The following is a 1,455-nucleotide window of genomic DNA, read 5'->3' as shown; positions in this document are numbered from 1 at the left end:
CCGGGCGAGGTCGTAGTTGACATTGATGCCGCGTTCGAGGCGGGAGATGGTGCCCTGAGCAACGCCGCAGTGATTGGCGGTGACCTGCATGGACATGCCCAGGGCGACTCGTTTCGGTCGGAGGTCTTCGACTGAAGTGATCGGATGTGGATCGGTCAGGATACGGTAGATTTCCCTTGCGATGAAGCGTTTGAGGCAGCGAAGGATATGCCTGGGTGTTCTTCCCTCGGAGCGCTTTCTGGCCACGTATTCTTTGGTCCGCGGATCGGTTTGAACCCGGCTCATGGCGATCCGCCAGAGGGCGTTGTTCGCCTGACGGTTTCCTCCCCTGTTCAGGCGGTGCCGACTGTTTTTACCGGATGACGCTTCGATCGGCGAGACGCCGCATAACGCCGCGAACGAAGCCTCATTGCGCAGCCGTTCCGGGTTGTCCCCGGCGGCGACGAGCAAAATGGAGGCTGAGTCCACGCCAACGCCTTTGGCAGAGATGAGCTCGGGGTTTGCCTCGGTGACCAGGCACGTGAGTCGGGTGCGTATCTCCTCCAGCTGAGTGTCGAGCTCGTTGATCTGACGGGCCAGTGTGCGCAGAGTGGCCCGGGTGGCCTCCGCAGGGTCGCTGACGTTGTTCCCCACGCGCAGGCGTGAGCAGTGCCGGAAGAGCGTCGCCGATGGCATGGCTTCCAACTGTTGACGCAGGCTGTCGGGACCCGTGAGCAGAACATTGCGCAAGGTGTTGATCAGGGCCGTGTGTTCCTTGCGGAACGTGAGAAGCATCAGCCGGTAGAGCCTGATGGATTCGGCAATCCCGTCCTGTGTTTTCGGATCCCCGGCCGCGTGCCCCGCGAGCACAGCCCGCGCGGCAGCTTCAGCATCGACGGCATCGTTCTTCCCACGCTGGCGCCGGAGCTGGCGGTTGGGCCTGTTGACTTCCTTGATCACCACCCCACGGCCCCGAAGGTATCGGGTCACGCCAGCGCCATAGGAGCCGGTGCCTTCAATACCGATCGCAGCGATCGCGCCCAAGCTTTCCATCCAGTCCCACATACCCTCGTAGCCAGCTGTGCTGGTGGGGCATGACCGTGTTTGAACGAACCGTCCGAGGTGATCGATGACGGCGGCGACATGAATGTCCTTATGCGTATCGATACCTCCATAGAGGCTCCCAATGATCTCAGCCATAATGGCAACGTCCTTCCCTAACTCTCGTCTCTCGTGGAAGGCATCATCGGTCGGGACAGCGGACAGAACACTAATGGTGGTTTGCAAAGCTCCTATCAAGTCACGTCCGCCCCGACTGGCTGATGCCGGCACCCGGAACTGTTTCAGTCCCGGGCAGACGCCGGGAATCGCTGCCGACAGATCAAAACAAAGACACGAATGGTCAGTTGGCAAAGCGAGTCAGACAACAACCCCGGCACCCACCAACCATTCTTAGTGTTGGCGGCTTCGATATTT

1 protein-coding gene is annotated in these 1,455 nt (G+C 60.5%); it reads right to left on the bottom strand.

Annotation, left to right across the window (positions count from 1 at the left end; all coding sequences use genetic code 11):
• Window positions 1-1,179 (bottom strand): IS110 family transposase (locus CXY78_RS00040; protein ID WP_104087429.1); only part of this gene is annotated, 1,179 nt, incomplete at its 3' end.
• Window positions 1,180-1,455 lie beyond the last annotated feature (276 nt).

The sequence above is a fragment of the Cryobacterium sp. N19 genome (assembly GCF_002929595.1).
In the GTDB taxonomy this organism is placed as follows: Bacteria; Actinomycetota; Actinomycetes; order Actinomycetales; family Microbacteriaceae; genus Cryobacterium; species Cryobacterium flavum.
The sequence above is the reverse complement of the archived record's forward strand: the minus strand, read 5'-3'. Positions and strand labels throughout refer to the sequence as shown.